The 24,885-nt window shown below is 36.0% G+C and carries 18 protein-coding genes and 1 tRNA gene; 8 read left to right on the top strand and 11 right to left on the bottom strand.

Going from position 1 to position 24,885, the window contains the following annotated elements:
• The first annotated feature begins 16 nt into the window (after positions 1 to 16).
• Complete coding sequence (locus ACJAT0_RS02465; RefSeq protein WP_415180366.1) at positions 17 to 820, top strand: MBL fold metallo-hydrolase; 804 nt, start codon at positions 17 to 19, stop codon at positions 818 to 820.
• Positions 817 to 1,332 carry a hypothetical protein gene (locus ACJAT0_RS02460; protein ID WP_415180365.1) on the top strand — a complete coding sequence of 172 codons (516 nt, stop codon included), beginning with the start codon at positions 817 to 819 and terminating at the stop codon, positions 1,330 to 1,332. Before ACJAT0_RS02465 ends, ACJAT0_RS02460 begins: the two co-directional genes overlap by 4 nt.
• 797 nt (positions 1,333 to 2,129) lie before the next feature.
• Here the strand turns inward: ACJAT0_RS02460 and ACJAT0_RS02455 are convergent.
• The 9 genes from ACJAT0_RS02455 to ACJAT0_RS02415 all read right to left on the bottom strand — a co-directional run bounded on the left by ACJAT0_RS02455 (position 2,130) and on the right by ACJAT0_RS02415 (position 13,148).
• Positions 2,130 to 3,446: a DEAD/DEAH box helicase gene (locus tag ACJAT0_RS02455; protein WP_415180364.1), complete on the bottom strand. Its 1,317-nt coding sequence runs from the start codon at positions 3,444 to 3,446 to the stop codon at positions 2,130 to 2,132.
• Between the two features lie 139 nt (positions 3,447 to 3,585).
• The gene (locus ACJAT0_RS02450; protein ID WP_374002352.1) at positions 3,586 to 4,257 is read right to left on the bottom strand and encodes an alpha/beta hydrolase; all 672 of its coding nucleotides are present in this window, start codon (positions 4,255 to 4,257) and stop codon (positions 3,586 to 3,588) included.
• 5 nt (positions 4,258 to 4,262) lie between these two features.
• Complete coding sequence (locus ACJAT0_RS02445) at positions 4,263 to 4,625, bottom strand: hypothetical protein (RefSeq protein WP_374002353.1); 363 nt, start codon at positions 4,623 to 4,625, stop codon at positions 4,263 to 4,265.
• On the bottom strand, positions 4,615 to 5,868 hold the full coding sequence (locus tag ACJAT0_RS02440) for a dihydroorotase (protein WP_415180363.1): 1,254 nt from the start codon (positions 5,866 to 5,868) through the stop codon (positions 4,615 to 4,617). The genes ACJAT0_RS02445 and ACJAT0_RS02440 overlap by 11 nt, the downstream gene beginning before the upstream one ends.
• On the bottom strand, positions 5,865 to 7,763 hold the full coding sequence (locus ACJAT0_RS02435) for a BatA domain-containing protein (RefSeq protein ID WP_415180362.1): 1,899 nt from the start codon (positions 7,761 to 7,763) through the stop codon (positions 5,865 to 5,867). Before ACJAT0_RS02435 ends, ACJAT0_RS02440 begins: the two co-directional genes overlap by 4 nt.
• A gap of 210 nt (positions 7,764 to 7,973) precedes the next feature.
• Positions 7,974 to 9,173 carry a sensor histidine kinase gene (locus ACJAT0_RS02430; protein WP_415180361.1) on the bottom strand — a complete coding sequence of 400 codons (1,200 nt, stop codon included), beginning with the start codon at positions 9,171 to 9,173 and terminating at the stop codon, positions 7,974 to 7,976.
• 65 nt (positions 9,174 to 9,238) lie between these two features.
• Complete coding sequence (locus ACJAT0_RS02425) at positions 9,239 to 10,006, bottom strand: TIGR02757 family protein (protein ID WP_374002357.1); 768 nt, start codon at positions 10,004 to 10,006, stop codon at positions 9,239 to 9,241.
• An 8-nt stretch (positions 10,007 to 10,014) separates the two neighbouring features.
• Positions 10,015 to 10,674 (bottom strand): ABC transporter ATP-binding protein, encoded by a 660-nt coding sequence (locus tag ACJAT0_RS02420; RefSeq protein WP_374002358.1) that lies wholly within the window; start codon positions 10,672 to 10,674, stop codon positions 10,015 to 10,017.
• A 20-nt stretch (positions 10,675 to 10,694) separates the two neighbouring features.
• A complete protein-coding gene (locus ACJAT0_RS02415) occupies positions 10,695 to 13,148 on the bottom strand; it encodes a DUF5916 domain-containing protein (protein WP_415180360.1) in 2,454 nt (817 codons plus the stop codon).
• Between the two features lie 106 nt (positions 13,149 to 13,254).
• Here ACJAT0_RS02415 and msrA point away from each other — a divergent pair, with 106 nt between their 5' ends.
• Entirely contained in the window at positions 13,255 to 13,782 is a 528-nt protein-coding gene (gene msrA, locus ACJAT0_RS02410; protein ID WP_415180359.1) for a peptide-methionine (S)-S-oxide reductase MsrA, read from the top strand.
• A gap of 285 nt (positions 13,783 to 14,067) precedes the next feature.
• Here msrA and folE read toward each other — a convergent pair whose 3' ends face one another.
• Both folE and ACJAT0_RS02400 read right to left on the bottom strand, forming a co-directional pair.
• Entirely contained in the window at positions 14,068 to 14,667 is a 600-nt protein-coding gene (gene folE / locus ACJAT0_RS02405; RefSeq protein ID WP_415180358.1) for a GTP cyclohydrolase I FolE, read from the bottom strand.
• A 69-nt stretch (positions 14,668 to 14,736) separates the two neighbouring features.
• On the bottom strand, positions 14,737 to 15,615 hold the full coding sequence (locus ACJAT0_RS02400) for a phosphatase PAP2 family protein (protein ID WP_415180357.1): 879 nt from the start codon (positions 15,613 to 15,615) through the stop codon (positions 14,737 to 14,739).
• Positions 15,616 to 15,754: 139 nt separating this feature from the next.
• Between ACJAT0_RS02400 and ACJAT0_RS02395 the strand changes: the two genes are divergently transcribed.
• From ACJAT0_RS02395 to ACJAT0_RS02375, 5 genes are all read left to right on the top strand, one after another.
• Positions 15,755 to 15,828, top strand: a tRNA-Arg gene (locus tag ACJAT0_RS02395).
• 1,156 nt (positions 15,829 to 16,984) lie between these two features.
• Entirely contained in the window at positions 16,985 to 18,607 is a 1,623-nt protein-coding gene (locus tag ACJAT0_RS02390) for a S8 family serine peptidase (RefSeq protein ID WP_415180356.1), read from the top strand.
• 691 nt (positions 18,608 to 19,298) lie between these two features.
• Positions 19,299 to 19,718 carry an HYC_CC_PP family protein gene (locus tag ACJAT0_RS02385; RefSeq protein ID WP_415180355.1) on the top strand — a complete coding sequence of 140 codons (420 nt, stop codon included), beginning with the start codon at positions 19,299 to 19,301 and terminating at the stop codon, positions 19,716 to 19,718.
• Between the two features lie 118 nt (positions 19,719 to 19,836).
• The gene (locus ACJAT0_RS02380) at positions 19,837 to 23,649 is read left to right on the top strand and encodes an efflux RND transporter permease subunit (protein WP_415180354.1); all 3,813 of its coding nucleotides are present in this window, start codon (positions 19,837 to 19,839) and stop codon (positions 23,647 to 23,649) included.
• Positions 23,649 to 24,881 carry a TolC family protein gene (locus ACJAT0_RS02375; protein ID WP_415180371.1) on the top strand — a complete coding sequence of 411 codons (1,233 nt, stop codon included), beginning with the start codon at positions 23,649 to 23,651 and terminating at the stop codon, positions 24,879 to 24,881. The genes ACJAT0_RS02380 and ACJAT0_RS02375 overlap by 1 nt, the downstream gene beginning before the upstream one ends.
• Positions 24,882 to 24,885 lie beyond the last annotated feature (4 nt).

Genomic DNA, 24,885 nt, shown 5'->3' with positions numbered 1-24,885 from the left:
AAACAACCCTAATTTAATGAAAAAATATCAATACTTTTATGAAACAATTATGGAAGTAAAAATCACGGTTTTAGGTACGGGTACATCTCAAGGAGTTCCAGTTATAGGAAGCTCACATCCAGTGTGTTTGAGTAATAATATAAAAGATAAACGTTTGCGTGTAAGCGTCATGTTAGAGGTTAATGGCATGCGTTTAATTATTGATTGTGGCCCAGATTTCCGTCAACAGATGCTTATGCAGGAAGTTTCTTCTATTGATGCGGTTCTTTTTACCCATGAACATGCAGATCATACTGCTGGATTAGACGACTTGCGACCGTTTTATTTCCGTCAAGGAAATCTTCACTGCTATATGACTTCAAGGGTTCACAAAGCTCTTAAGGAACGATTCAGTTATATTTTTACAACGGTAAATAAATATCCAGGTGTAGCTACCTTAGACGTTCATGAGTTTAAAAACGAGCCTTTTGAAATAAACGGTACATGGGTTATACCTGTTCTTGCAGATCATGGCTTTATTCCTGTTCACGGTTATCGTATTGGAGACGTGGCTTATATGACTGATGTGAAGACTATCGCTCAAAGCGAAAAGGAGAAACTTAAAAACTTAGATGTTCTTATTTTAAATATGTTGAGAAAGGAAACTCATGCCACACATCTCAACTTAGAAGAGGCACTAGATTTAGTAAGGGAATTGCGACCTAAACGTACTTACTTTACTCATATCAGCCATCATTTAGGTTTTCACGACGAAGTAGAAAAAATACTTCCTGAAAATGTGTTCTTGGCTTATGATAACCTTCAAATTACATCCCATTGAGAAAGAGCTTTTATTTATATCTATTCATTTTTTCAGCTTTAGTGGCACTGATTACCTATATCAACGGAAGGAAATACCAGAAAAATTTAGAAGAAACAGTTCAAGGCCTCAGAACTAAATTGTATGAAACCGATCAAGATCGGAAAGAAGCTTTATCCTTTAAAGAAAAATCTGATTTTGAAGATTCTGTTTTTTCATTAAAAAGAAATACAGAGTCAGAAGACTACGAAATCAATATTGGACTAAATGCTTCTGAGATAGAGGATATGGTTAAGTTTGAGATGTTGGAACTCAATATCAAACAAGGAGGAAATCCGCTGGTTCCTTACGAAAGTCTAGGAAGGGGTTTTAGAATCACCGATACCAAGTTTATAAATGGCCAATGGGTGCTCGCTAGATTTACAGATAATTACCGCTGGGGCGATCTATTAGTGGGCTATACAGTGGACCAAAATAAAAAAGTAAGTATGGAAACTATTAAGGCGTTGCTTTTTGATAAGAATACCGATTAATTACTTTAAAATGTAAGGCCGTCCTTTATTGATCAAATGACTACTTAAAGTTTAAAAAAATGGTACCCTTATACTTCAAATAGGTCATTCTGTCTATTCCAAAGTTCGTTTTAAATACATATTTTATTTCTGTTGCATCTGAGCCTATTAAGCTTAAAGGTTTTAGTTCGTCGGACCATTTTATTTTATCAGTCTGGTAATTGTTGTGCAAGATGTTACGGGAAATTCTTCTGTTCGTTTGATTTCTTCAGTATAGGGTATGGTCTGCCAAGACCTAATATTCTTCACTTGATGAAAGTCCAGCCATACTATATGTTCTCTGTCCATATGATTCTCAAAAACCCAAAACCTTTAATATTTTCACGTACAGAATCCAATGGTTTCAAATCAATTTCAGAGTTGTTTTCCACAACAATTAAGTTGCTTTTTGGGTTGAAAGAACCCATCCATAAAAAAGTCAAAAATGAATGGTAGATGGATAATGTCAAGTGGCAGTTTAAAAATATATGGTACATCTAAATAAGATGTTATTACTGCAAAAAATAAGCGGTAATCCTACGTTATATCAAAGCTCGAGGTTTTTATACTATATCGCAGGATATTTGATATAGGTTGCTGGATCTCTTTTTTATATTAGAAAAGAGTTGGTTACAAGAATTCTTAAAGAACTGGAGACGAATTAAAATTTGCAACTTTGGATCAATTGAAATAATTTCCATAGAAAAAACTGCTCCATATTCCATATGCTACATTCCAAAATTGAAACGTTCTATCATTTATTTAACCTTCACTTTTGATTACTCCAACCTATAAATCCGCACTTTACGTTTTTTAATTTTACTATTATTGAGCTGTTGGGCGAGGTCATAAGCCTTTTCAAAAGGAACCGCTACAAAAGCACAATCCTGTTTCAATTCAATTTCTCCCAGTTCCTCTTTACCTAGGTTCCCTTGTTTAAAGAATAATCCAGCTATGTCCCCTTTGGATATTTTATCTTTTCTACCACCAGAAATAAAAAGTGTTTCCCATTTTTGATGGTGGGTTACTTTTAATCGCTCCGTGTATTCTAAAGGCGTGCTTTCTCCTAAATAATCTGGAAGTTTGTGTTTCTTATTGTGCAAAATATAAGCCGTTCCATTAGCGTGCATTCTTGCCGTGCGGCCATTTCTATGGGTAAATTCTTCTTTGTGAAAAGGAAGTTCATAATGAATGATAAAATCTAATTCTGGCACATCAATACCACGAGCGGCAAGATCTGTTGCCAGTAATAGCTGGTGTGTACCATTCCTAAATTTGATCAACGCTCGTTCGCGATCCCGTTGTTCGAGACCGCCATAAAAAACGGAATGAGCGATATTCCTACTTTTAAGAAACTCGCTTACTTCTTCAATAGAATCTTTAAAATTACAAAAGATGATTCCGTTTCCTTTATCGGTGCGAGCGATGATTTGCTCGAGATTAATAAATCGGTTCTTAGAATCAGATGCCATAGTTTTTATTTGCAGCAAACTATCGGTCTCTTTTTCAAATTTCAACACCTGCGGATTCTGCAATCCTACAAATAAAGGGACTTGTGCCTTGAATGTGGCTGATGTTAGAATATTACGTCCTATATAAGGCAATGCTCCTACGATTTCCTTCATTTCTTTCTCAAAGCCAGTTTCTAGAGATTTATCAAATTCGTCCAGAATTAGAGTTTTAATAAAGGAAGGATCAAAAGATTCTCGGCGCAAATGGTCAGCTATTCTGCCTGGTGTTCCTATTAGAATGCTAGGGGTGTGTTGCAGGTCTTCTTTGTCTTTTGCTCCAGCGCGACCGCCATAAATAGCATTTGCTTTGTAGCCGGTTCCCATTTCTCTAATTACTTGCTCAATTTGTATGGCTAGCTCTCGAGAAGGAACTAGGATTAAAGCCTGAACCTCTCTAAGTTCTGGATTTAATAATTCAATAACTGGCAATAGAAACGCCAGTGTTTTACCCGTTCCAGTAGGAGATATGATAACGGTATCTCTATAATTAGTAATGGCGTCATGCGCTTGTAACTGCATGTCGTTTAAAGAAACAATCCCTAGTTTGTCCAGAATTTGTTGACGTGATTTGATGGAATTGTTCATTTGGTTTTTATTTAATGTTTTACAGGCTATTTCTACTAATTAAAAGCACCTCTCAACCTTTCCGACCAAAACTCGCTACCGCTCATTTTGCCTACCTTTCCCATTCTTAGGAAAGGAGCTGCATAATTGTGCTAAAAAATTAACTCAAAACTCTCTTCTCCAGCCACTCCTTCATATCATAAAAATTATCTCTGGCCACGCCATGTCCAATAGGGTAATCTTTAAAAACATAATCTGCACCTATTTCTTCCATTATCTGTGGTGCATTTTTTGCCCATTCATAAGGAATGACTTGATCTACCGTTCCATGAGAAATGAAGTAGTTGGTTTTGATCTCGCTTTCGCGAAAGCGGACTTCTAATCCATCTCTTCCAGCAATTAGATCTTCACTTATATAACCACTCATCGCTACCACATTGCGGAACAATCCTGGCTGAGAAAGGCTCAAACCGTAGGAAAGAATTGCGCCCTGGCTAAAACCGAGAACGTTCATATTATTAGGGTTGATGGAAAAGGCGACTTTTAATTCTTCTAAAAAAGTCGTGATTTTAACCATACTTTCTCTCGCTTGATCGGTATCACTGAATTTACCGCCAGAAGCGTCAAAATTGATCGCATACCAAGCCGCGCCTTGTGGCGGCATTTCATAAGGCGCACGTGCCGAAACGATAAAAATATCTTCACTGATCTCTGGTGCAAAAGAAAAAAGATCTTCTTCATTACTGCCATAACCGTGAAGCAATAGGAGTAAAGGGGCATTTTCCTGGCGCGCTGGTCGCGTGATGTACTGTAAACTAAGTGGTGTGTTCAATGTGGTTATTTAATAAAAGTGAACCATTTCTGGAAGTATGTTCCTATATATGGTATTAAATCTTGTTGATTGCGCAGTGCACTGAGCAAACCTAAAATGGAGAGTAATACCATTAAAGTAATAATAATAAGGGGCAATATGAATTGGTCTTCCGGAATATTACCTGCAAAAACCGAAACGATGATGGCAATGATCCCTATCCCAAACATTTGTCTGATATGAAAACTGACAAATTTGTTTCCCTTATTGTAATTGAGAATCACAGAAATACCAAAAACAGCAACGAAAACCATTAAATGCATATATAAAAATATGGAACTGGCATAAGCTAGTACTGCCAGATTTTTTGCAGGCGGATTATCTTTCATTCCAAATTGCTTTTTTATTGTTAATAATACCTATCACTTTTCCTTTCATCATTTTCCCTAGAAAAGCAGAATTCTTTGAGGTGGAAACGATATGTTCCTTTTCAAAAGAATAGGTGGTCTCTGGTTCAAATAAAGTCAAATTTGCTAATTGTCCCTCCTCAATTAAAGGAACCTCTTGATGGAATACGCTATAACCCTTGGTTAATAATTCGACAGTTTTTGAAGTGTCTACTAAATTGTTCAAAGCCCCGAAAAGGCTTTCTAAACCGATAGTTCCAGCAGTTGCTCTGTCAAATTCTAGGTCTTTATGTTCAATAGTTAACGGTGTGTGATCACTGGTTACCACATCGATCACACTAGAATTTAGATATTTTTGAAGTTGTTTTACTTCTTTTTCATCTCTTAGTGGCGGTTGCAATTTAAAGTTGGTATCAAAGGTTGCTAATTCATTACTGGACAATGCGAGATGATGAATAGAAACGCTGCAACTTACATTGTCAGATGTTTTCTTGTATTTTTTAATGAGTTTTAACCCTTCGACAGTACTTACTGTAGGAATGTGCAACCTTCCTTTGGTGTACGTAAGGATTCTTAAATCTCTAGCTATTTGAAGTTCTTCAGCAAGATTGGGCATGGATTTGAGACCTAAATTGGTACTCATGATATCTTCATTTACCATTCCTTTTCCTGCGATATCTTTGTTTTGGGGAAATGATTGCACCACGCCATTAAAAGCAGAGGTGTATTGCAATCCTACTTTTAATAAGTTAGCATTAGTGACTTCCTGTTTATAATCGTAGAAAGAAACAGCACCAGCTTGCTGCATATCGAAGAGTTCGGCAAGGTGTTCTCCTTTTTGATTTAAGCTAAAGGAACCTACTGGCAAAATGCTTACCGCTTGATTTGCGGTTACATTTTTCAGATACTTGATTCCAGACTGATCTTGTGGATTAGGCTGGTTGTTAGGATTCAACATAATATGGGTAAAACCTCCAGCTGCTGCAGCTTTTATGCCATTTTCTAACGTCTGTCGTTCTTCAAAACCAGGTTCTCCCAAACTAACACTGGTGTCGATCCAACCAATAGAAACATGCATGTTTTCATGTGCTATTAGTTTAGCGCTTTCTTCTGTTATCGAAAGGGCTATTTTTTCAATCTTCCCATTTTTAATAAGGATATCTCTTTTTTTGCCGTTTAAATCAGAACCGGCATCAACAATAATAACATTCTTAAGTAGTATCATTTTACAAACTTTAAAATCAATAGTTCACAAATAAGGAAAAATAGCGCTCCCATGACAAAGTATTTCCACAACGACAGGATATTCGGTTCTTCACTGAGTTTGTAGAGCAAGTCATCAATAGACGCGGAAAGATTAACGCCTAAATCTGCATCAGAATAATAGACTAACCGGTTCTCTTTACGGTGGGCATTAAAGCTTAAGGCAGCTATTTTTTGATCTTTGCTATTCACATTATAATTACCAGCAGTAGAGAACTCTTCTCCTGTGTTGATTAATACATAATTGTCAAACGCTTGCTGTCTTGGAATGATTTCAGAGGTGTCATTGGATAGGCTAATGATTTCATCTTGATTTACGGTTGTGTTTACTGCGATAGCGTTACTGCTATTTAGGTGGTAATACAATTGCGATACAGGTAATGCATTCACGGCCATATTAAACATCACAGGAACAATAAGCGGCGAATTTTGAAAATTGCTATTTTCTAAATTTAGGCTGGTTGTAAAAACGTACGTACGGTTGTTTTTGTATAAAAAACTGCTTCCGTCTTCATATTTTAGGATAGGGTCTCTTGCATTGGCACTTTTTAAAACACTCATTACATTAGGGTACTGAAAATTTGAAATACGCTTGTTAAAAACACCCTTGAACAAAGGATGATTAAAATTGATTTCAGTAACCTTCTTAGAAACGTCATTGTATTCTAAACCAGTTAATCCTATGCTTTCATAGCCAGAAGATATTTGAGCTGGAATAATGACGAGAGAGCCTCCATTATTAGTAAGCTTATTCAATTCATTACTTAAACTGGTAGGGATGTTGGTCATTTCATTGATAATAACCATGTTTTGATCTTTAATCAAATTATAATTGACATCTTTTTCCTTAACACTGATATAGTCAAATAGGTCTCCTTTATACAGTCGGTCTAAGAAATCAGAGTCGGCACCATTGATGCTGAGCACCTTGATTTTTTGGGCAGTTCCAGTACTTATAAAAAGTTCGTTATCAAAGGAAATCCCTTTGTCCTCTATGTAAATCCTGCCTTCAATAGGTGCCTCTATTGCTATTTCGAAGTTTGCCTTTCCTTTTTTATCTTCTATAAGAACCGATGTTTTGGCGAGTAATATATGGTTGTTTTCAAGAGATAAGGTGACGGGTTGATTTACGTCATAATTGGAACTTAGTTGTACTTGAAGGTTGATATTTTCACCAGATTGACTCATCACAAAAGCGGTGTCAATAGAAACATTGTCAATTTCTTGAGGTCTTAATTTAACCAGCTCTATCTTTACATTTTGCAAGGTGTCAGGGAATACTTCACCGGCGTAGTTTTGAAAATCTGATATTATAATGATTTCTTTTGCAGCATTCTTTTTGTCTAATAGGGAAGAGGCTTTGAGCTGTACTTGATCAAACGTAAGCACCTCGTTGGAGTAGTTGTTAGAGAGCAGTTCGTTCGTTATTTGCTGTTTGTTGGTGTTTATATATACGTTATCGTTAGTAAATAAAGTAAAGATTTTATCTACTGGTAATTTTTCGAGAAGTTGGCTTGTGGCATATTTATACAGTCCTCCATTTTTCCCATTCAACTCCATCGAATGGGAATTATCAAGGTAGATGGCGGTTTGTTTTTCTGGAGTAGCGGCATTGCTTTTTGGTAAAAAAGGCTGTGCAAAGGCGATGACGATACAAGCAACTGCCGCAGATCTGGCTAGTAGGGTCAGCCATTTTTTAATTTGGCGACTTTTTCTAGTTTGGCTAATTAAAGGTTGGAGAAAAGCTACATTAGTAAAGAGCACTTTACTGAATTTTCGCAGTTGAAAAAGATGAACAATAATAGGGACTAGGAGAAAAAGTAAGCCGTAAAGTATTACTGGATTTTTAAATAACATCTATTGCATTTCCTTTGAACTTATTTAAACTTTTTGCAGTTGGCTTTAAACTGGTCTTTATTGCTCGCATATAGAATCTTATTTACTGATTGTTCAAAAAGCTAAACAACAAAAAGTATCTTTATGTAGAGTTAAATGAATGCTCTATACGTCCATTTGAAAAGATTTCTAACAGTATTCAAATATACTGACTTTGCTTAAAGAAAGCACTCATTTTTTTACGGTAAATGTAAAAGTAGATCCTTGTGCTATTTGAGAATCACATTTGATTACACCGCCAAGCTTATCAACAAGAATTTTAACGGTAGAAAGCCCGATACCATTGCCTTTTTTACCAGAACGATCCAATTGATTTAATGTGCTAAATAGTTTAAAAATGTCTTTCTGTTTATTCTTGGCGATGCCTATACCATTATCTCGTACACTGATCTTATAATAATCGGCTGATTCTGACACTAAGACTTCAATCTTGATAGTTTTCTTATCATTATATTTTACACTATTCCCGATAAGGTTAAGTAATATTTGTTCAATAGCCGCGCTATTGCTATTCATTATTAAATTATTATCAGGAAAAACGAATACTATGTCATCTCTAAGTCCCACCATTTCTTCCACATTTTCTATTACAGAGAAAATATCGAATTCGTCTTTATCATTTATAGCAATTTGATCACTCTCATAATGGTTTAAAATATTCCCGATATAGTCACTCATGGTAAAAGCGATGTCTTTAATGGATTTTAGATATCCTTTGCCATCTTCATCTAATTGAGCAGCATATTTTTCTGAAATCACATCACTGGTTAATATCATGCTAGCGAGTGGCATTTTTAGATCATGTGATACTACATGCGCAAAATTTCTTAGCATTTCATTATTCTCCTCTAAAAGCCTAGTTTTTTCCTTAAGTTCCACATTTGCTTTATGAAGCTTTAATTGCATCATAACAAGGTCTGCTATCATTACAAGCGACTTTTTTTTCTCCTCATTTAACACATGAGGTTTGTCATCTAAGACACAGACAGTTCCTAGTGGTAAGTTGTTTTCGTCCTTTAACTGTACACCTGCATAAAACCTAATACTTTTACTAATATTTGCATAGGGTTCATTCTTAAAAGTTTCATTTTGATGCGCATCTTCAATATAGAAAAAATTACTATCGTTAACTGTTGCTTGTGAGCAAAAGGTCAATTCTCTGGGAGAATTATCTAGTTCAAGTCCTTTTTGAGACTTGAACCACACTTCTTCTCTGTGGACAATAGAAATTAGACTTTTTGGGACATCAGTTAATTTACAGGCTAATTCTGTAAGTTCATCAAAGACTTTTTCTCTTTTCGGATCAATGTGAAAAGACTCTAGATAAGCAATACGCTCATCTTCTTTCAAATGTAATTTGGATTCGGCCATTTATTGATTTTATAGAATATAAAAATAGGTAAAAAAAAACTGTGATATTTTCATAAATAATTGATTTATAATTCCTTAAATGCTCCTAATCCAAAAAGAGCAAAATCATATTTAATAGGATCTATGGGGTCAAATTTGCGCAATACGGAATCTAATTCTGCGACGGCTTTTGCATCGTTCTGTTTGCGCTTGAGTATTTTTAATTTTCTAGCGATATTTCCGGTGTGTACATCGAGGGGTAAAGAAAGCGCACTCATAGGTATCGATTCCCATATTCCAAAATCTACACCAGCATTGTCTTTTCTAACCATCCAGCGCAAGAACATATTGATGCGTTTTGCACTGCTATTTTTCATGGGATCGCTCACGTGTTTTTGAGTGCGGTATAAATGATCTACTTCAAAGAAAATAGTTTTGAATTTTGAAATGGCTTCTTGTAAATTAGATTTTTCTGTATACGCTTTTGCGAAAGCGTCCTCTAGACCTCCGTATGTTTTATCTATATGCTGTAGTGATCTCATAAAAGTTTTACAATCTCCACTGTTAAAGGTGCGGTGGACAAAGCCTTCAAATCGTTCCAAATCATTTTCTTCATGATTCTTGATAAAATCTGCGGGAGAATGGTCCATTAGTTCCATTAATTTTGTGGAATTATTGATAATGGATTTTCGATTTCCCCAGGCGATAGTGGCAACGAGGAAGCTGGCTATCTCAATATCTTTTTTACCAGAAAAAAGATGTGGTATTTGAATAGGGTCGTGCGGTATAAAATCAGGAGTGTTGTACTGCTCGACTTTGGCGTCTAGAAATTCCTTTAGCTCTTTGCGATTCATTTATATTTTTATAGAAATTTACCGTCGCTCATCACCAGCTTGCGATCTGCAAGGTCTGCGAGTTCTTCATTGTGAGTGACAATAACAAAGGTTTGATTGAATTCTTTTCTCAACTGGAATATCAACTCATGAAGGTCATGAGCTGTTGTGCTGTCTAGATTACCTGTAGGTTCATCTGCAAAAATAACTTTTGGGTTATTGATGAGCGCTCTTGCCACAGCAACCCGTTGTTGTTCACCTCCAGAAAGGGCTCCTGGTTTATGATCAAAACGATCTGACAGTTTGAGGTATGAGAGCAGTTCTTTTGCTCGTTTCTCTGCAGCTTTTTTATCGGTATTTGCTATGTAAGCAGGAATACAAACATTCTCTAACGCAGTAAATTCTGGTAATAATTGATGAAACTGAAAAATAAAGCCGAGCGATGTATTTCTAAATTTACTGAGCTGCTTTCCTTTCAGTTTTAAGACATCTGTGCCATCGATTTCAAGACTACTTAGAAGGTTTTTATCCGATTGCTCTAGCGTACCTAGAATATGAAGTAATGTGGTTTTACCTGCACCAGAGCTTCCTACAACACTTGCTATTTCACCCGTTTTTATTTCTAGATCCACACCTTTAAGAACTTGTAAATCTCCAAAACTTTTATAAATCTGTACCGCTTTAATCATAGGAACAATGTAATGTATTTTTAAGCTTTAAACCATCTTTTTGCATCATTAAAATCTAAGAAGTAAGTAACTCTTAAGGATATATTATGTCTGGACGGCTGCGTGAATAATTCATTGAGACTGTCTTGAAAAGCGAGGTCCCCTTGATTATCAAAATTAAATATACTATTTCGATACAGCAAAGAAGCTTCACTACCTGGTGCAAAACGCCATCGATAAGAAAGGTCTAGATTCCATACATTAAAGTTAGCGTCTGGGTCAAAATCATCAGAGAGTATATAATCGGTGGGTACCAAACTGCCATCTTGTGCGAGTTGATTAAAATCACGACTGAAAGTTGCTCTGGACCAAAAATTTCTAAACGATAGACTCAAAGCTTGTTTATTATTAAAATTATAAGTTCCAGAAAGAGTGTTTTCTACAGAATGTGTATCGCGTCTGCTAACTATAGGTTCTTCGTTATCTGTGGTTGTTACATAACTGATGCGATCGTCATTTTTATTCCATGACATTCTGTAAACAAGTAGGAATTCATCTGAGAATCTATACCTAGGGCTGAAGCTAAAATTATAACTTTCATCTACATCATTAAATCGTTTTGACCTGCTCATTCTGACATCTACCGCAAATTTCTTTCGATAATCTGTGGAGACAAAACCACTTGTAAAAAACCTTGATTCATAGCGTACCACTTGTCCTGTTTTGCGAGCTTCAAATTGATTTAATTCTCTTGAAAATAAATTAAAATTTGCACCGAAAGCTAATCGTTCTCTTGTATAGAAGCTTGGATTGATGTTGAACTCGCTATTGGTATGTAAATCAGGATCTATTTGTCTTCTATGTCTTATCCTAAAATCGATATCAAATCTATTAAAAATACCAATAGGAGTAAACTGGTTGTATTTTAAATCGGCTGCAAAGGTTCTTGTATTGTTTTGAAAATTACGTCCTAGGTCGTTAGGATCCCATTTTTTATTTCGATGAAAATAGGCCAGACTAGGTCTCCATTTCCCAATAGTCTTTCTCCATCTTGCCTCGATTGAAAAACCAGTTTCAGCACCGGTAGGCGTAAAGCGATTGCTCATTTTTAACTCTGAGCGGTAGCTGTTAGCGCCATTTTTATCATTGTGGTCCAGAACTAGAGCGGTTACATTTGCATCTGTAAAGCTGCCATTTCTTATCGTACTGGCATTGGATAAAGCTACAGAACTATTTTTGCTAAATTGTTGATCAATAACAAACATATTGTAATTAGTAAAAGCTTCTGTAACCTGTGTTCTTCTTTCACCAGTAAGCCTATTTTCAATAGTCGCTTCGGTTTTTGCAGTAATGGCATTTAAAAAACCTATCCCTAATCTATCCTTGGTTCTTCCTGTTACTTTAACGGCGTTGAGCAGTTGTGCGTTGTTGGGATTATTGATAATATCTTCATCATCAAATAATTCTATACCTTCAGAACCACTGGGCTTCTGACCTATTCTGCGAGAAAAGAAAATCCCACCTTTATTAAAGAGATCAGTTCCTTCATTAAAAAAGGCTCTATTCTCTCCAAAGAGTTGTTCAAAGGGGCCCAAATTAAGAATCACTTGATCGAACGCAACTTGCCCAAAATCTGGAATCAAACTCGCGTCTAAAGTAAATGCGTCGTTTATTCCATATTTAAGATCCATTCCCGCGTTGTATGACGTGGTATGGACCCCATCAAAGTCATCGCTGATTACAGTAGCATAAGGGTAAAGGTTCAAACGCAATGGAGGATTGATCTTTTCTACACCAGTCATGATGGCATCGTATTGCGTGCTTATTCCTTGTGTAATATCTACAAAATTATAGGTATACTCTTCGTTTAGAGCTCGTATTCGTCTTATTATTTGGAAACTCCAGTCTTGTAGTTCTATTTCTGGGAACCTCAGTGTGCGATAGGGAATTTTCATTTCTACATACCATCCGCTTTCATTGATACTGGTCTCCGATTTGAACACTACGTTAAAACTATAATCTTCTCTGTTCCCTTCGGCAATAGCATCACCTAAGGCATTTGCACTAGTTGCAAAGAACCGTGTTTGATTGATCTGGTTGTTATAGGTATTTAAATAAAATCCAAAAACATCGGCCTGTACATCGATCTGGTCTCTTTGGGAAAATTGTCTCAAGATACTTTCTGGATGATTATCATATAAAAAAGCTGCTACATACAACGCATTATCATCATAAGCGATTTTAAATTCTGTTTTATGGGTATCTCTTTCTTTTTGACCATTGGTAGGTTGGATCATAACAAAGTCTCCACCGGTAGGAATCGCGTCCCAGAATTTTTCAAAAGGTTCTCCATCAATTTTAGGAGCAGTAGTTACTCGTGTTGCTTGATATATTTTTCTCTTTATAACTAAAGAATCAGATGTTTGTAATTTTTGCGCTTTCGCGAAAGCAAAACATAAAATAATAAATAAACAGAATAAAGACTTATGATTCATAATAATTTGGTCTGAAAGCAAATCTAAGGACTTCAAAAAATGAATTCATTAAAGAGTTGTTAAAGAAATTTTGTTTTCAAAGCTCTTTTGTAAATTGTAAAAAAAAATGAAAAAAGCAATTGTTGCAGGTGGATGTTTCTGGTGTACAGAAGCGGTTTTTCAAAGGGTTAAAGGAGTTGAAAGCGTTACATCTGGTTTTTGTGGAGGGCGTATTAAAAACCCACCCTACAGAGAAGTAGTTCAAGGAAGGACTGGCCATGCAGAGGCAATTGAGATCTTGTATGACGAGCAAATAGTCTCTTACAAGGAATTGATTGAAGTCTTTATGGCTACTCATGACCCAACGACTCTAAACAGACAAGGGTATGATATAGGGACGCATTATAGAAGTGCTGTTTTTTATAAAAATGAAGAGCAACAGCAAACCGCATTAGGGGTTATTAGTGAGTTGACAGCAAGCAAGACTTTCGGTGAAGCTATTGTAACTGAAATAGCTCCAGCAACCGTATTTTATCCGGCTGAAGAGATTCATGGTAACTATTATAACAACAATCGTGAGCAAGGCTATTGTCAGGTAATAATAGATCCTAAAATCAGGAAATTGATGACAGGTTTTAAGCAGTTAGTAAAATAAAAAAAGCTCCTTTTCAGGAGCTTTTTTTTATAATCTAAATACCCAAAACTTTACAATTCTGTAAAACATTTTTAATGTAAAAGGCGACATAAATTTTGCGGTTATTATGAATTGCCCATCGGTTAAAATGTACTTGAATACTTCATTTTAATCGAAAAGGTAGTTGATGTAAAACACAGTAAACGGTTTTTTACAACCTTGATATTTACTGATTTTTAAAATTCAAGCGGCAACAAAAAAAGAAAATTAAACTTTAAAATCATAAGCAATAAGTCACAATAAATACTAATGCAATTTTGAAGTTATAAGATTCATAAACTCTGCACGAGTTTCTACTTTTTCAAATTGGCCTCTAAAACCGCTAGTTGTGGTAACACTATTTTGTTTTTGCACACCGCGCATCATCATACACATATGTGATGCTTCAATAACAACAGCAACACCTTTTGGGTTCAGCGTTTTATCTATGCATTCTAATATATCGTGAGTGAGTCTTTCTTGAACCTGCAAGCGTCTTGCAAATACATCCACTATACGAGGTATTTTTGAAAGACCGACAATTTGTCCATCAGGTATGTAGGCAATATGTGCTTTACCAAAAAAGGGCAACATGTGATGCTCACACAAAGAATATAATTCTATATCCTTAATAATAACCATGTCGTGATAATCCTCAGCAAACATGGCTCCTTTTAGTATCTCTGCAGGATCTATATCATAGCCTGAAGTTAAAAATTGCATAGCTTTTGCAGCTCTTTCGGGAGTTTTTAGCAGACCCTCTCTTTTTACGTCTTCTCCCAGCTCTGTTATGACATCACGAAATTTTCCTTCGATCTCTTCTGTTGCTTTAACATTGTACTCTTCAAAAACTCTGTATGATGACATATTAGTTTGTTATAGTGAGGCAAATTTACCCATTATTTGTTTAATGAAATTATTATAATGTTAAACGTTTTAGAAATTAACAGTGAGCCCAATTGTGTTAGAAGTAGCTTTAAGGTTAAACACTGTTTTTGCTGGTTGCCGTCCTGTGTTACCTTTTCCGTATCGTTTATCACCATATCCATTGCGGGTATCTAAATACCTATCTACCGCTTCTACTGTGGCAATAGTTAAGACTAAACTTAGAATTACATCTGTAAGAAAATGTGCTCCTTCCCATAATCGAGAAACCGGTGATATCAAGCCTATACCATAGATTCCTGCTTTCACATATGGGTTATCAAAATGTTTTGCTAATGCGTAAGCCGTTGTAAATCCAAGTACCGTATGACCCGAAGGGAAGGAACTAAATCCAGGTTTATAAGAAAAAGGTCTGAACTCATTTCTTCCAAAGCCTGTACCAGGTCTCGCCCGTCCAGTAGCTGTTTTTAGTATTTGTTGTAAAAGACCTCCGGCAGTAGCACTAGATATCATTAATACTCCTGTGCGTCGCCATTTTGGATCTTTAGTAATTAATCCGTAAGCATAAATACTGGCTGTAATTCCATAATTATTTTGCGGACTTCCAAAATACCAACCAAAATCAGTGATCATTCTAGGAATGTCCTTTTTTTGCTCTATAAAGTAGTCGCTAGACTCATTATCAAAAGTGTACAAGGCACTTACAAATAAGGAGGTAGCTCCAGCGCGATAAAAATCTCTTTTTTGCCAGTGAAATGGTCTTGAGTAGGTATAAGCAACTCCATTAAAGGCATTTAATCCATCATATTGGAGCAATTGCCAAGTATTCATTTCTTCTACGTTCAAAGCAGAGTAGGAGTCTGGTTTAAAATTTTGTGAGTGACCACAAAAAACTAAAAAAAATGTACACAGTATAAATGGTATTTTCATAATATTCATGCCCCAAAATTAAGGTATTCAAACAATTAAAAGTTGCTTGAAATAAATAGAATGTTTACTTTAAAAAATAGGCAGCTCTTTATAAAATAATACTATATTTGCAACCGCTTAGAATTTATTTTAAGTAAAAGGGCTCTTAGCTCAGCTGGATAGAGCACCTCCCTTCTAAGGAGGCGGTCGAAGGTTCGAATCCTTCAGGGCTCACATTATTATTTATTATATTTAAAACCACTTACTTATGTAAGTGGTTTTTTAGTTTTATGTGTTTTATGCTGTATTAATAGTTATACTTTTAAATCTTTATGTAATGACTAAAAAGGTCAACGGATAAACAGATTTTGAAGTAGTTCTATTTTACAAAGACCATAAATAATGACTACACGTTTTATTTTGCGCAAAATGGATGAAAGGATTGGTAAATTTAATAAATGAAGGACAAAAAATGAAGACTCAGAAATTATTAGATTTAGATCCAAAGAGAATGAATAATTACCAACCATAAGAGGTTTTTGTACATTCAAACAAGAAATTAACGGTAACCGGTTAAAACTATAAATTCCTTGACGTGATTTAAATTGGAATTTTACATCATTCAGACAGAAAAAATTTAGAGCGAGTTATCGGATAGCTGAGATTTTTAAGCTTTTGGATATGCTTGGTTATTGAAAAAAAAAACATAATAAAAAATTAAATTACACAAGACTTTGGGATAGTAGTCATTCATTTTATACTGCTCTCTCTCTCTGATTAGTTTTTTAGTGACTATAAAAAAAATCAAAATAATTGATAATATTAATAATTTAAATAAAAAAGCAATATAAACCCACCAACACAAAACGATGAGCACAAAAAGTACAATGACAAAACATAAGTAAAAACCCAATAATTCTTTACTAAAGTCTTTCTGTCATAATTATTCTATACCAACTCCGTCTTTACCATGGCAAAGATCAGTTTTAATAGGTTCTCACACACTGAAAACAATGGCGATGTTATCATACCTATTCGTTCATAAGAATCTCTACATTCATCGCGCTGCCAAATAAAAATAAAGCGGTTACGCAAATCTTTAGCCGCCTGCTAAATCTTAAAATAGCCAACCGACATTTGAAATTCTTTGCATCTCGGTTGGCTATTGGAATACTGCCTTTAAAAACGCCAAACACAGCGCTCAACAGATACTCTATAAACACTAGCAGGCGCTACAGATGTAAAACAACGGCTATAGTTCAGCGTGAAGCTTGCGATAGTTCCTAAGGTATGTTATATTTAACGCATGTTAAAGCCGCCCAAAAAGAATGGGGACTGCATGACCAAGGCGGCACTATAGCCGGCATTGTTGTAAATAATAAAAATAAATATGAAGAAATTAATTTTAGTCTTATCGTGCATTTTGCTCAGTAGTTTTTCATTTTCTCAAGACAATAATGAATTAATAGTTAAATTTAAAGCAGCTAAAAAACCCAACAGCAGTGAAGTTTTAAGACTTCAAAAATTTGACAATTCAGAAATCCGCTTATTAAATAAAAGCGACAAAATCGAATCAATAGCACTAACAGGGAACAAAAAAGAAAAAGATACATATATCCTTGAACTCAATTCAAGCAAACCCATAGAAGAAATTATTGAGTTGTATAAGAAAACAGGTTTATTCGAATATGTTGAGCAAAACTTTGTTGGTAACGGTCATGGTTTTCAAACCACGCCAAATGACAATAATTTTAATCGTCAATGGTCGCATTATAATGACGGGACATTCTCGTTATCGAGTTCAACTAATGATGCAGATATTGATACAGATTTAGCTTGGGATATAACACAAGGAGACCCTAATTTAATAGTAGCTATATTAGATTCTGGAGCAAAATTGGATCATCCTGAATTTTCTGGAAGAATTTGGCTGAACACTAATGAAAATCAGAACGGCACTGACACAGATTCAAATAATTATATAGATGATATAAATGGTTGGGATTTTGTAAATAATGATAATGACCCAACAGATGACCACGGACATGGTACAAATGTCGCTGGTATTGCTCTTGCATCTGGGAATAATAATATAGGATATGCAGGTGTAAATTGGAATTCAAAAATTATGATCTGTAAAATATTAGATAATAATAATAATGGATTCTATAGCTGGTGGGCAGAAGCTATTTATTATGCTGTTGATAATGGAGCTTCAGTTATTAATATGTCTGTCGGCGGAAATGGATCGTCAACACTTTTAGAAAACGCCATTAATTACGCATATAATAATAATGTTCCTGTAGTTGTATCAACTGGAAACCAAAATTCAGTGATACAGTATCCGGCTAAATATACTAATGCATTTGCTATTGGTTCTACAAATTCTGATGATACTAGAAGTGTGCCTTTTTTTTGGAGCACAACAAGTGGCAGTAACTATGGCCCTGAATTGGATTTTGTTGCGCCAGGAAATTTTATTTATGGCTTAAGTTATTCATCAAACACTAATTACAATTCATATTGGGGAGGTACTTCCCAAGCTGCACCTCATGTAGCTGGTTTAATCTCTTTGTTACTATCAGTAGATTCTAATTTAACAATTACGGAGATAAGAACAATTTTAGAACAGTCTTCTGAGGATCAAGTTGGGAATTCAGATGATACAAGTGGCTGGGATCAATATTATGGTCACGGAAGGATAAATGCATTTCAGGCGTTAACAAATTCTACTTTAAGTAATTTTAATTTTGAAAACACGAATAATGACCTATTAGTATATCCAAATCCAACAACATCAGGTAGCAATTTGGAAATATTGAACTTAATGAATGGAGAGAATGTTATAACTATTTATAATATGATGGGACAACATATGTATAATACGAGAAATTCAACTAGGAATAATTCAACAACAATATATCTTCCTGAATTAAATACTGGAACTTATATTTTGAAAATAAATAATAACTCAAAAAAGATTTCTACAATTAAAAAACTGATAATAAAATAACTGTTTATAACACCGTATAAAAGTAATTGCGGTTTTGTGCTAAATCAAAAGTAGTTGCGTGTTTTCTTTGTCTGATTTTCTTTCGGAAAATACTCGCAGTCAAACCCGAAATTATTTTTATAACAAACCATTGCCATTCTTTGTGTCGCACTTAAATAAAACACAAAATTAATTAAGGCACGGATAATCCATATAGGATAACAAGAAAAAATAGTGCCTAAAAGCTTTCTCGCAAAGTTCAATCGAGAATGGGAGAAGGTGAAATACCACAAGGTGGAGGTTGTGTAGTAATTTCATCAAATCATATGGTACCGCTGGCAATGATTTTAAAAGCCGAATATTAGAAGTTAAAATCACATCGGATTTTTAGTTTGTTTGCGGTATTGAAAAACAAAACCTAAACTAAATGCCGAATTTTGCAAGCATCGGAATTGCTGACTCATCCGGATTTTAAAAAGTTTGCGGAATAAAACGCTGAAAAACAAAAAGGTGGAATTTGAAACGGAAAATCAAATTCTGAGAAAAAACGAAATGGCAGTACCGTATCCAACAAAACCGATACAAATGGTAACTATCTGTATTTTTTTTATATTTTCAAAAACCACCTTTTTCCCTTAAATCTTGCTATTAAAATCAGTCCATAAATTAAATAAACCTTGGACTAGTAAAAAAAAAGTACCTTTGTCATGCAATGAAACAGTTTTTCTACAAATCAATCGCATTCTTTTTGGCAACAGTAGTCTTGATGACTACCATGTCATTTACGATTGATATGCACTATTGTGGGGATACTATGGTAGATTTCTCTTTCTTTCAAGATGTAGAGACTTGCGGTATGGAAAAGAACCCTGAAGTCGGTACGTGCCAAATACCAGAAATGTCTAGAAAATCTTGTTGTTCTGATGAGCAATTAGTTATGGAAGGACAAGATGACTTAAAAGATAATCATTCCATACTTACCTTTGAACAACAAGTCTTTGTTGCCTCATTTACTTATTCCTATATAAATAGGTTGGAAGAAACCACTTCTAAGGAAGTTGTTTTTTTTGATCATGTGCCGCCCTTTGTGAAACGGGACGTTCAGGTATGGCACCAGTCCTTTCTTATTTGATTTTTAAACACTAGTAAAGAAGCCCTTCGATAAATATCGTTTCGGGTGGTACTTGTTGTATTTGTTTTCTGTATTCCAGAATTCAAATCGGTTTCTAACTGTTTAATTATCTCTGTATATGCTCAATAAAGCGATCAAATTCCTTATTGAAAATAAACTCGTCTCTGTTTTAATGCTCACCCTATTTGTAGGTTGGGGTTTGTTAAACGCACCCTTTAATTGGGAAAAACTGCCCATAGCTATTGACATACCTTCTGACCCGGTAGCTGTAGATGCCATTCCAGATATTGGAGAGAATCAACAAATTGTTTTCACCAAATGGCAAGGTCGTTCTCCGCAAGATATAGAGGACCAAATCACCTATCCGTTAACGACTTCATTATTGGGGATTCCTGGAGTAAAAACAATACGAAGTTCTTCTATGTTTGGTTTTTCCAGTATCTACATCATTTTTGAAGAAGATATAGAATTCTATTGGTCGCGTAGCCGGATATTAGAGAAGCTTAATTCATTACCAACCAACCTATTGCCAGACGGTACCAACCCTTCCTTGGGACCAGATGCCACAGGTTTAGGTCAGATATATTGGTACACATTAGAAGGCCGTGATCAAAAAGGAAATGTAACCGGTGGATGGGATTTACAAGAACTGCGCAGTATTCAAGATTACTATGTGAAATATGGACTTTCTGCCGCTAGTGGTGTTTCAGAAGTGGCCTCTATTGGTGGTTATGTGCAGGAATATCAAGTAGATGTGGACCCTGAAAAAATGCGTCAATACAAGATAAGCCTCGGCCAAATTGTCAAAGCAGTAAAAGAGAGCAATCAAGATATAGGGGCACAAACCTTAGAAATAAATCAAGCTGAATATTTAGTGCGTGGCTTAGGATACGTAAAGTCTATAGGCGATATAGAAAATGCGGTGGTTTCTTCACAAGATTTTACAGCTCTACGCATTAAAGATGTGGCAAGGGTACATTTAGGACCCCAAGCCAGGCGTGGTATTCTGGATAAAGAAGGTGCTGAAGTTGTCGGAGGTGTCGTGGTGGCACGTTATGGTGTAAACCCTATGGACGTCATCAATAATGTAAAAGCAAAAATAGAAGAGCTCAAAAGTGGACTGCCATCAAAAATACTGGCAGACGGTCGCACTTCTCAACTTACCATAATCCCTTTTTATGACCGTACCGAGCTTATTGGAGAAACCCTAGACACACTAAGTGAGGCACTTACACTAGAAATCTTAATTACCATATTAGTTATCATCATCATGCTCTTCAATCTAAGAGCTTCCATCCTTATTTCTGGACTATTGCCCGTAGCGGTCCTTATGGTTTTTATAGCGATGAAACTCTTTGGCGTAGAAGCTAATATTGTCGCACTTTCTGGTATCGCTATCGCCATTGGTACTATGGTCGACGTGGGCGTCATACTAGCTGAAAATATGATTCGGCATATGGATAATGAGAAGTTACGCTTTAATGAAAGCGGAGTGGAATACACCACCAATGAAATTATATACAATGCTACAGCCGAGGTTTCAGGAGCTATTTTAACAGCTGTTCTAACTACGATCATCAGTTTTCTTCCCGTCTTTACGATGATAGGCGCCGAAGGAAAATTATTCAGGCCCTTAGCCTTTACAAAAACCATGGCACTTTCGGCCTCTTTAATCATTGCCTTATTTATCATACCGCCATTAGCTGCGTATTTATTTAAGAAGAAAAACATTAAAAACTCCTTCAGTTATGTGTTGAATATTTCACTGATCGCAGTGGGCCTTTTCGCTATTATTTATGGATACTGGTTGGGATTGATTTTAATTGCTTTTGGTAGTACCTCACTATTAACCTTGAGGAATACGCTTTCGCGAAAGCGTGCCAATCTTATAAATATCATTACAGCATCAGCGGCTATAGTGGTATTACTGGCAACTTACTGGAGACCACTGGGCTTTGATAGAAGCATTCTTATAAATCTAATTTTTGTCGCTGTCATTTGCTTTGGAATTCTAGGGGTATTTTCTGTACTGAGAAAGTATTACGGTCAGATTTTGAAATGGGCATTAGCAAATAAACTCTTGTTTTTAGTGATCCCTGTAGCCGTACTTGTTTCTGGTGTATGGATCATGAAAACTACTGGAAAAGAATTTATGCCATCACTTAATGAAGGCTCTTTTCTCTTAATGCCTACCTCTTTACCACATGCCGGTGCCGAAGAAAACAAACGCGTACTGCAGCAATTAGATATGGCAGTCGCTAGCATTCCAGAGATAGAAACTGTAGTCGGTAAATCTGGTCGAACAGAAAGTGCGCTAGATCCAGCACCTCTTTCTATGTATGAAAATATGATTCAGTACAAGTCTGAATACATGCGCAATGAAAATGGAGAACGACAGCGTTATAAAGTGGATGAAAACGGACTTTTTATAACAAAAGACGGCCTTCTTGTCATCAATCCTAATACCGATATCGGGGCTGATAATAAGGAATACAATGCCTCAAAATTAAGAGACCCATTTAACATAGAAGATAAACATCTGGTACAAGATGAAGATGGTGAATACTATCGCAACTGGCGACCTGAAATTAATAGCCCAAATGATATATGGAATGAAATCGTCAGGGTGACCAAGCTACCAGGTGTGACTTCTGCTCCTAAATTACAACCTATTGAAACCCGACTGGTCATGTTGCAAACAGGAATGCGAGCACCTATGGGAATCAAAGTTAAAGGTCAAGATTTAGCACAAATTGAAGCGTTTGGTTTACAGTTAGAAGACATTATCAAACAAGCCGAAGGTGTAAAAGAACAAGCGGTTTTTGCAGACCGTATTGTAGGCAAGCCTTATTTATTAATTGATATTAAACGCGAGCAATTAGTGCGTTACGGTATATCGGTTATGGATGTCCAGCAAATTTTACAAGTGGCTGTTGGCGGCATGCCATTGACACAAACAGTAGAAGGTCGAGAACGTTATGGGGTGCGCGTACGCTACCCTAGAGAATTAAGGAGCAATCCAGACGATCTTAAAAATATTTATGTTCCAGTAGAAAATGGCAGCCCTATTCCTTTGGGAGAGCTGGTAGACATACGTTATGAGAAAGGTCCACAAGTGATTAAAAGTGAAGATACTTTTTTGATAGGTTATGTGCTGTTTGATAAGCTCGATGGATTTGCCGAAGTAGCCGTCGTAGAAAATGCCCAAGCTTTAATACAACAAAAAATAGCTGCTGGCGACTTAATTGTCCCTAAAGGAATCAGTTACCAATTTACAGGAACTTACGAAAATCAATTGCGTGCAGAGGAGACACTTTCAGTGGTAATCCCATTAGCACTGATCATTATTTTTCTTATACTTTATTTCCAGTTCAAATCTGTAGGGACTTCGCTTATGGTGTTTACGGGTATCACAGTAGCTTTTGCCGGTGGTTTTATAATGATTTGGCTCTATGGTCAAGATTGGTTCTTTAATTTCAGTTTTTTTGGCGAGAATATGCGCGACCTATTTAACATGAAAACCATCAACTTAAGTGTGGCCGTTTGGGTTGGTTTTATTGCGCTTTTTGGGATAGCCACTGATGACGGTGTGGTTATGGCAACCTACCTTAAGCAGACTTTTGACCGTGAAAAGCCAGTGGATATAAAAGGGGTACGTCAAGCGGCATTAGAAGCTGCTCAGCAACGTATCCGTCCTTGTTTGATGACTACAGTAACTACCATCCTAGCCTTACTTCCTGTACTTACTTCAACTGGAAAAGGAAGCGATATCATGATACCTATGGCGATCCCAATTTTTGGAGGAATGGTAATCGATATAACATCCTATTTCTTGGTGCCGGTCCTGTATAGTTGGAGGGAAGAATATTTTCTTTCGCGAAAACTCCCTAAAATTGAGGAATCAATAATCAAGACTAAAGAATTAAAATGATGAAAAACTTAAATAAACAGTACATCTTATCTTTGGTCTCTTGTTTCTTGGGTCTTTTTGCACAGGCACAACAATTACAATCCTATATACAACAGGCAGAGGATAACAATCCTGAGATTCAAGCCTATCAGCTGCGTTATAATATCGCTGAAGAAAAAGTAAATGAAGTGGACTGGATTCCCAATACAGAATTCAGCGCAGGCTATTTTGTAAGCGAACCAGAAACCAGAACAGGAGCTCAGCGCGCTAGATTTTCAGCAAGACAGATGTTGCCTTGGTTTGGCACGATTACCGCCAGAGAAAATTATGCAAGCTCCATGGCAGATGCAGAATTTGTTGAAATAGCCATAGCAAAACGCAAATTGGCGCTAGCTGTTTCTCAGTCCTATTACAGTCTTTATGAAATTAGAGCAGAACAAAGTGTTCTCGATGAAAATATCCAACTCTTAAAAACCTACGAACGTCTCGCGCTTAATTCGATAGAGGTGGGAAAAGCAACAGCGGTAGATGTGTTGCGATTACAGATCAGACAGAATGAATTGCAACAGCAAAAAGAAGTTTTAGACCAAGCCTATTTAGGCGAACAGGCCACTTTTAATAAGCTGCTCCATCAAGATGGTATCAATGCGGTAACAGTAGTTGAAGAGTTGTTGTTGCCTGAAGAAGATATAGCTTATGCAGTAGATGTCTTAAGCCTTCATCCGGAGTTATTCCAGTACGATAAGCTTTATGAATCCATCACTCAATCAGAGTTGTTGAATCAAGCGGAACAAAATCCTATGATAGGCATTGGTGTAGATTATGTGCCTGTTTCTGAGCGTGCTGATATGAATTTCAGCGATAACGGTAAGGATATATTCATGCCTATGCTATCGGTCTCTATTCCTATTTTTAATAAACAATACGATTCAAAAAGCAAACAGAACGAACTACGTCAGTTAGAAATCGCAGCTCAAAAAGACAACCGATTGAATGTGTTAGAATCCGCTTTCGCGAAAGCGATATCACAACGCAATCAAGCCCGGATCAAATATCATACACAACAAAAAAACTTAAAACATGCCCAAAGTGCCGAAGAAATTCTCATCAAGAATTACGAGACAGGAATCATAGATTTTAAGGACCTTCTTGATATACAAGAGTTGCAATTGAAATTTCAGATCAATCAAATAAAAGCAATAACCATATACTACCGACAGAGTGCGGTAGTTAATTATTTAATAATTCAATAAATCA

Origin of the sequence: Nonlabens sp., from assembly GCF_047636915.1 — a bacterium.
GTDB lineage: Bacteria > Bacteroidota > Bacteroidia > Flavobacteriales > Flavobacteriaceae > Nonlabens.
This window is presented reverse-complemented; position numbering and strand designations above follow the sequence as displayed.